The organism is Pseudoalteromonas sp. Isolate3 (genome assembly GCF_022398505.1).
Classification (GTDB): Bacteria; Pseudomonadota; Gammaproteobacteria; order Enterobacterales; family Alteromonadaceae; genus Pseudoalteromonas; species Pseudoalteromonas apostichopi.
Window position 1 is genome coordinate 1 of record NZ_JAKEVN010000156.1, and the last position, 6,651, is coordinate 6,651.

6 protein-coding genes are annotated in these 6,651 nt (G+C 43.2%); all 6 read left to right on the forward strand.

The features are described 5' to 3' along the window. The first annotated feature begins 111 nt into the window (after positions 1-111). The 6 genes from L1D46_RS19085 (at position 112) to L1D46_RS19110 (ending at position 6,565) form a co-directional block, all read left to right on the forward strand. A complete protein-coding gene (locus L1D46_RS19085; protein WP_130051237.1) occupies positions 112-1,026 on the forward strand; it encodes a BadF/BadG/BcrA/BcrD ATPase family protein in 915 nt (304 codons plus the stop codon). Further along, the gene (gene nagA / locus L1D46_RS19090) at positions 1,026-2,138 is read left to right on the forward strand and encodes an N-acetylglucosamine-6-phosphate deacetylase (protein ID WP_130051238.1); all 1,113 of its coding nucleotides are present in this window, start codon (positions 1,026-1,028) and stop codon (positions 2,136-2,138) included. Before L1D46_RS19085 ends, nagA begins: the two co-directional genes overlap by 1 nt. Before the next feature lie 61 nt (positions 2,139-2,199). Beyond that, positions 2,200-3,330 (forward strand): DUF5009 domain-containing protein, encoded by a 1,131-nt coding sequence (locus L1D46_RS19095; protein WP_130051239.1) that lies wholly within the window; start codon positions 2,200-2,202, stop codon positions 3,328-3,330. A 210-nt stretch (positions 3,331-3,540) separates the two neighbouring features. Further along, positions 3,541-4,335: a glucosamine-6-phosphate deaminase gene (nagB, locus tag L1D46_RS19100; RefSeq protein ID WP_239978045.1), complete on the forward strand. Its 795-nt coding sequence runs from the start codon at positions 3,541-3,543 to the stop codon at positions 4,333-4,335. A gap of 114 nt (positions 4,336-4,449) precedes the next feature. After that, positions 4,450-5,367: an NAD(+) diphosphatase gene (gene nudC / locus L1D46_RS19105; RefSeq protein ID WP_130051241.1), complete on the forward strand. Its 918-nt coding sequence runs from the start codon at positions 4,450-4,452 to the stop codon at positions 5,365-5,367. Between the two features lie 19 nt (positions 5,368-5,386). Beyond that, positions 5,387-6,565: a cystathionine beta-lyase gene (locus L1D46_RS19110; protein ID WP_130051242.1), complete on the forward strand. Its 1,179-nt coding sequence runs from the start codon at positions 5,387-5,389 to the stop codon at positions 6,563-6,565. The last annotated feature ends 86 nt before the right edge of the window (positions 6,566-6,651 follow it).

Sequence of the window (6,651 nt, forward strand, 5' to 3'; positions counted from 1 at the left end):
CTGTCATTTGTTGTGTAACATTAAATCAACAAAGGTTGAGATGATTTCGCATTCAGATAATAAAAATAATGCGATTTAGATAAAAACTAAACGAAGGCTAGGGGTCGTTAAATGATGGCGAAGAGTGTGAATGAGGACCAATTGTTTATTGGTATTGATGGTGGCGGAACGAAATGTCGAGCAACTATCTACTCTGTTAAACAAGGTGTATTAGGAACTGGCCTAGGTGGTCCTGCAAATCCATTACATGGTTTGGAACGTACTCTCGAATCAATTATGGTCTCAACACAATTAGCGCTTCGTGATGCTGGTTTACCACTTGATACAGTTCATCAGCTTTATGCCGGCTTAGGTCTGGCGGGTGTTAACCTACCTAGCTTGTATGACAAGATTATGGAATGGGAGCATCCATTCAAACAAATGTTCCTCACGACTGATTTACATACTGCTTGCATTGGTGCACATGAAGGCAGTGATGGTGCGGTGATTATCACTGGCACGGGCTCTTGTGGTTTTTCATGTGTAAATGGTCGTACAACTAACTTTGGTGGTCATGGTTTTGCCCTAGGAGATAAAGGCAGTGGCGCATGGATGGGTCTTGAAGCAATAAAAGCGACCTTGCTAGACCTTGATGGTCTAGGCGAATCAACAAATTTAACTAAAGTGATCACTGAGCATTTTGCTGCTGATAATGCGATGGCAATTGTTGAGCAAATGTCTGGTCAGCCTTCGAGCAGTTTTGCTAAATTAGCCCGTTATGTATTTGAAGCAGCCAATAACAATGACAAAGTTGCCGTTGCGATAGTCAAAGAAGGCGCAGATTACGTGAGCAAATTAGCGCAGCGCTTACTTGAGAATAAGCCTCCACGTTTATCTATGATTGGCGGTTTAGCTGAGCCTCTGAATAAGTGGCTTGCAGAAGATATTGCTAAACGAGTTGAGACACCTATTCAACCACCTGAAATGGGCGCTGTTTATTTTGCTCAGCAATCTGTACTAGAACAAAGTCAAGAGGTAGGTTTGTAATGACGATTTATCATGCGAGTAAATTGTTTACCGGTGAAGAATTTTTATCAGATGTGTATTTTAGCGTCGACAATGGTGTCTTTAAACGTGTTGAAGCACATGCTGATGCTGTTGAATTAACAGGTTTAGTCACCCCTGGTTTTATTGATGTTCAAGTTAATGGCGGTGGCGGGGCATTTTTTAATGCAGAACAAACGCCAGATTGCTTAGATAGAATAGCCAAAGCGCATGGTCAGTTTGGTTCAACAGCGATTATGCCAACGCTTATTACCGACAAAGTAGAAGTAATGGCAAAGGCCGCTGATGCAACCGCACAAGCAATTGCTGAAGGGGTTCCGGGCGTTATGGGCGTGCACTTTGAAGGGCCACACCTTTCCTTTCCTAAAAAAGGTACCCACAGCGAGCAATTCATTCGTCCAATCACAGAGCAAGAATTTGCAATTTATGCACGCCAAGATCTAGGCATTAAAATCGTTACCTTGGCTCCTGAGAATGTTAGTGCTGATGATATCGCTCGCTTAGTTGAGTGTGGCGTAAAAGTATCTATTGGCCACACTAATGCGGACTTTGCGACTACCAATGCAGCACTTGCTGCTGGTGCTGATGGATTCACCCACTTATTTAATGCTATGTCAGCATTTACATCACGAGAACCGGGTGTTGTTGGTGCAGCACTTTGGGATGATAACAGCTGGTGCGGCTTAATTGTTGATGGTCATCATGTACACCCATCATCAGCAAAATTAGCAATTCGCACCAAGCAGCGCGGAAAAATTATGTTAGTCACAGATGCAATGCCACCTGTGGGTACTGACGATATGGAGTTTGATTTCTTTGATGGTCGTAAAGTCATTCGTACTGGCGATCGATTAAATTCAACTACCGGTGAATTAGCAGGCAGCGTACTTGATATGGCAAGTGCGGTGCGCAACACAGTGAATACATTGGATGTTAGCCTTGCTGAGAGCTTACGTATGGCATCACTTTATCCTGCACAATATTTAGGTTTACATAAAAAAGGTCGCTTGCTGAGCGGGTTTGATGCTGATTTTGTTGTGCTAGATGATAATCAATATGTAAAAGCGACATATATAGCTGGTAAAGCTTTGTAAGAACTTCCCTGGAAAAATCCCCGCCGAAGTATCGCGGGGCTTTTTGTATTAAAGGTAAACAATGACAACAACACAACCAACAAGAAAACGTTTGGCATCGCTGGATGCATTGCGTGGCATGGATATGTTTTGGATATTAGGCGGACAGTCACTATTCGCAGCGCTATTCGTTTTAACAGGCTGGACTGGCTGGAAAGTTTTTGAAGCACATACAGTACATAGCGTCTGGCATGGCTTCACATTTTACGATCTGATTTTCCCATTATTTATCTTCTTATCGGGTGTGGCGATGGGGCTAGCCCCGAAACGCATTGACCATTTGCCTTTTGAGGAACGCAAAGTTTATTACCGTAAGGCGGGAAAACGCCTTTTACTATTGTGTTTATTAGGTATTTTGTATAACCACGGCTGGGGCACTGGGATGCCAATGGCTTTGGATGAAATTCGCTATGCCAGTGTGCTTGGGCGAATCGCCATTGCATGGTTCTTCTGTGCTATGTTGGTTTGGCACACCAGTTTACGAACGCAAATTATAACCGCAGCGACTATTTTAGTGGGCTATTGGTTACTGCTTTGTTTTGTGCCTGTGCCAGGCGGCAGTGCTGGTGACCTTTCAGCAGCAGGGAGTTGGAATGCATGGTTTGATGCACACTTACTGCCAGGTATTAGTTATCAAAACCGTGTGGTAGACCCAGAAGGTGTATTGTCGAATATCCCAGCGATTGTCAATGCTTTAATGGGCGTGTTTGCAGGTCAATTAGTCGCCCGTGCTCAGCAAATTGGCGAGTGGAAAATGACCGCATTATTGTTTGCTGCAGGGATTGTAAGTGTCTGTTTAGGTTGGTTATGGGACTTACAGTTCCCAGTAAATAAAGAGCTTTGGAGCAGTTCATTTGTGCTTGTAACGGTTGGTTGGAGTGCCATGTTGCTAGCCGTATTTTATGCACTGGTTGATATTCTGCCGGGCCAGCGCGCCGCGTATCCTTTTGTGATCATAGGTGCAAACTCAATTATTATTTACTTAGCGTCAAGTCTTGTGAATTGGGGTTATGTAAGCCAAAGCGTTTTTGGTGGTGTGGTTCGAGCTGTGCCAGAGGTATGGCAACCCCTGATGGCGGTGATTGCGTTATTAGCAGTACAAATGCTGGTATTGCATTGGATGTATCGCCGTAAGATCTTTGTTAGTGTTTGATAATTATTAAACACTAACAAAAAGAGTAATTTTTTATTCACTTTTACTTTACAAAGGTAAAACTAGAAGTGATAATGACAGCGTTGTCATAATGGTTATAGCTACTGCATCGTATCCTGGCAGTGGTTTGATCTAAAACCCAGCTCGATTGCACGTGGGGTTGGGTTTTAGGTCCCATTTTTTTCCAACTTATAATTAGAGCTAATCGATATGCAAATAGTGATTCTTGATGATGCAGCCCAAGTTGCAGCTTATGGTGCCAACATCTTTGCTAAACAATTACTAAAAAAACCAGCATCAGTGCTTGGCCTTGCTACAGGTTCAACACCCGTTGCCTTGTATCAACAACTGATCGAAAAAAATAAAGCAGGCGATATTTCGTTTAGCCAAGCGACAACATTTAACTTAGACGAATACTTAGGCTTAACTGGCGAACATCCACAAAGTTACCGCTACTTTATGAATGAGCAGCTGTTTAACCATGTTGATATCGACAAACAGAACACCCATGTACCGCCGGGTGATGCAGTAAACCCGCTTGTTGCTTGTACTGAATACGAACAAAAAATCGCAGCAGCTGGTGGTATTGATATACAGCTACTTGGTATTGGCCGTAATGGTCATATTGGTTTTAACGAACCATCTTCAGGTTTGACATCACGCACGCGTGTTAAAACACTTACGAAAGCGACAATTGAAGACAATGCACGATTTTTTGCCGAAGGCGAATATCAACCACATTTATCAATCACTATGGGTATTGGCACCATTTTAGAAGCTAAAAAAGTGGTACTTTTAGCAACCGGTGCAAGTAAAGCAGATGCCGTTCACACCATGGTTGAAGGTCCGTTAATGGCTAAATGCCCAGCCTCAGCACTGCAACTTCATAAAGATGCCGTAATCATCATTGATAAAGCAGCAGCGAGTAAATTAGAAGATTTAGAGTTCTATCGGCATATTGAAGCTGAGAACCAAAAACTACAAGCGCATCTAGCGACCTTGTAAAATTGTGAGAGAGAATAAAAAAGCCCTGTTTGGGCTTTTTTTATGCCTGTAATAAATTGGGTTTATCATCCGCTTATGGTAGTTTTACTAAGTAAACTATTTTCAAGGAACGCCATGCTGAATTACTCTCAAATGCCATTGGATCGTGCATCAAACCGCCGCAAAGATCCTAAGTGGCTAAAGGCTCAAATGAATTCTCAGAGTCGCTGGTTATTAGTCAATAACAATCAAAGTTTATTTGTTAAAGACAGTCCTGAAGTGTGTTATTTACGCTTATCTCAAGTGGATCATCTCGATTTATCAAAAGGCATTTTATTGGGGTTAGACGACGATGATGTGGCTCATTTTGCATTAGATGTCAGCCATGAACCAGACTCACTTATTGAGCCAATGCTCAACGGCGCTGAGTTTGTTGATATTCGCAAGTTGGGCCCACAAGTTGAGCTTAAACAAGGCTCAATTGCAGCACTGGCAAGAGGCTTGTGTTTTTGGCACGCAACGCACCGTTTTTGTGGTCGTTGTGGTCATGAAAATAATATGGTTGAAGCTGGGCATTCGCGTTTATGTGAAAACCAAACTTGTCAGCATCAAACTTTTCCGCGAACCGATCCTGCCGTTATTATGATCGTTACGAAAACTTTTTCAGACGGAATAGAGCGTTGCTTGCTGGGCCGTCAAGCAAGCTGGCCTGAGGGTGTTTTTTCAACACTTGCAGGTTTTGTTGACCCAGGTGAAACACTAGAGCAAGCCGTTGCCCGTGAAGTAATGGAAGAAGCGGGTGTTGCTGTTACAGATATTCAATATATAGCTTCACAGCCCTGGCCATTTCCATCATCAATTATGTTTGGCTTTATGGCCACAGCAGTTTCAGAAGATATTCAGGTAGATAAAGACGAGTTAGACGATGCAAGATGGTTTAGCCGTGCTGAACTTAATGAATTCGGCCAATGGCATGAGCAGGGCAGCCATCTTAAACTAACCCGGCAAGATTCTATTTCTCGATTTTTGGTTGAGCACTGGCGCAACCTGTAAAGCACAGCTTGGACAAATTATGACAAAGACAAATAAAAATACCCAAATCGTCTCTGCAGGGCGTAAAAAAGCGTATACACAAGGGGTTGTGAACCCTGTCGTACAACGTGCATCAACTGTGGTATTTGACTCAGTTGCCGACTTAAAAGCTGCGGCTAAGAAACGTGGCGATAAAACTTTATTTTATGGCCGTCGCGGTACGACGACGCATTTTGCTCTGCAAGAAGCAATTGCAGAGCTTGAAGGTGGTGAGGGTTGTGCGCTTTACCCATCAGGTGCGGCTGCAATCAGTAATGCCTTGCTATCGTTTGTGAAAACGGGTGATCATATTTTAATGGTGGATACAGCTTATGAACCTACCCGTGATTTTTGTGACAAAATACTTGCTGGCTTAGGGATTGAAACAACCTATTACCCGCCGGGGATCGGCGCAGGGATTAGTGAGCTTATTAAAGATAACACCCGTGTATTGTTTTTAGAATCACCTGGCTCAATCACCATGGAAGTGCAAGATGTCCCAGCGATGGTTGCTAAAGCAAATGAGTGCGGTGTTATGACCATGCTAGATAACACTTGGGGTAATGGTCTGCATTTTAGACCGCTCGAGCATGGCGTTGATATTAGTATTCAAGCGGCTACAAAATACATTGTTGGTCACTCAGATGTGATGATGGGTGTTGCTGTTGCCAACAAAAAGTATTGGCCAACACTTCGAGAAAATTCATACCTACTTGGTCAATGTACCTCTGCAGATGATGCCTATTTAGCGCTACGTGGTCTGCGTACTATGGCTGTGCGTTTAAAACAACATGAACAAGCAGCCATAGAAGTGGCTAAATGGCTTGAAACACACCCTTTGGTTGATCATATTCGCCATCCAGCCTTTGCAACGTGCCCTGGTCATGAGTTCTTCAAACGAGACTTTGATGGCAGTAACGGCTTATTTTCATTTGTAATGAAGCAGGGTAATCAACAAGCGATTGATGCCTTTTTAGATAGCCTGCACCATTTTAAAATGGGCTTTTCATGGGGCGGTTATGAGAGCTTAGTCACGGCAAACTTGAGCATGAAAGGTCTTCGCTCTGAAACTGGTTGGTCGCAGGGCCCAGTGATAAGGCTACACATTGGTCTTGAAGATGTGGCTGATTTACTAGCCGACCTTGATCAAGCACTGGCTGTGTACGAAAGCCACCTCTAGGTTAAAGTTTATACTTTGTTACATAAGACCTGCTAGTCGGGTCTTTTTTTTCTGGTAATTCAAGCTGTTTCAACTTAGTGTAATTC

Excerpts from the sequence above, each read along its gene's own strand:
- L1D46_RS19085 (WP_130051237.1), top strand. The coding sequence starts at position 112 with ATGATGGCGAAGAGTGTGAATGAGGACCAATTGTTTATTGGTATTGAT.
- nagA (WP_130051238.1), top strand. The coding sequence starts at position 1,026 with ATGACGATTTATCATGCGAGTAAATTGTTTACCGGTGAAGAATTTTTA.
- L1D46_RS19095 (WP_130051239.1), top strand. The coding sequence starts at position 2,200 with ATGACAACAACACAACCAACAAGAAAACGTTTGGCATCGCTGGATGCA.
- nagB (WP_239978045.1), top strand. The coding sequence starts at position 3,541 with ATGCAAATAGTGATTCTTGATGATGCAGCCCAAGTTGCAGCTTATGGT.
- nudC (WP_130051241.1), top strand. The coding sequence starts at position 4,450 with ATGCTGAATTACTCTCAAATGCCATTGGATCGTGCATCAAACCGCCGC.
- L1D46_RS19110 (WP_130051242.1), top strand. The coding sequence starts at position 5,387 with ATGACAAAGACAAATAAAAATACCCAAATCGTCTCTGCAGGGCGTAAA.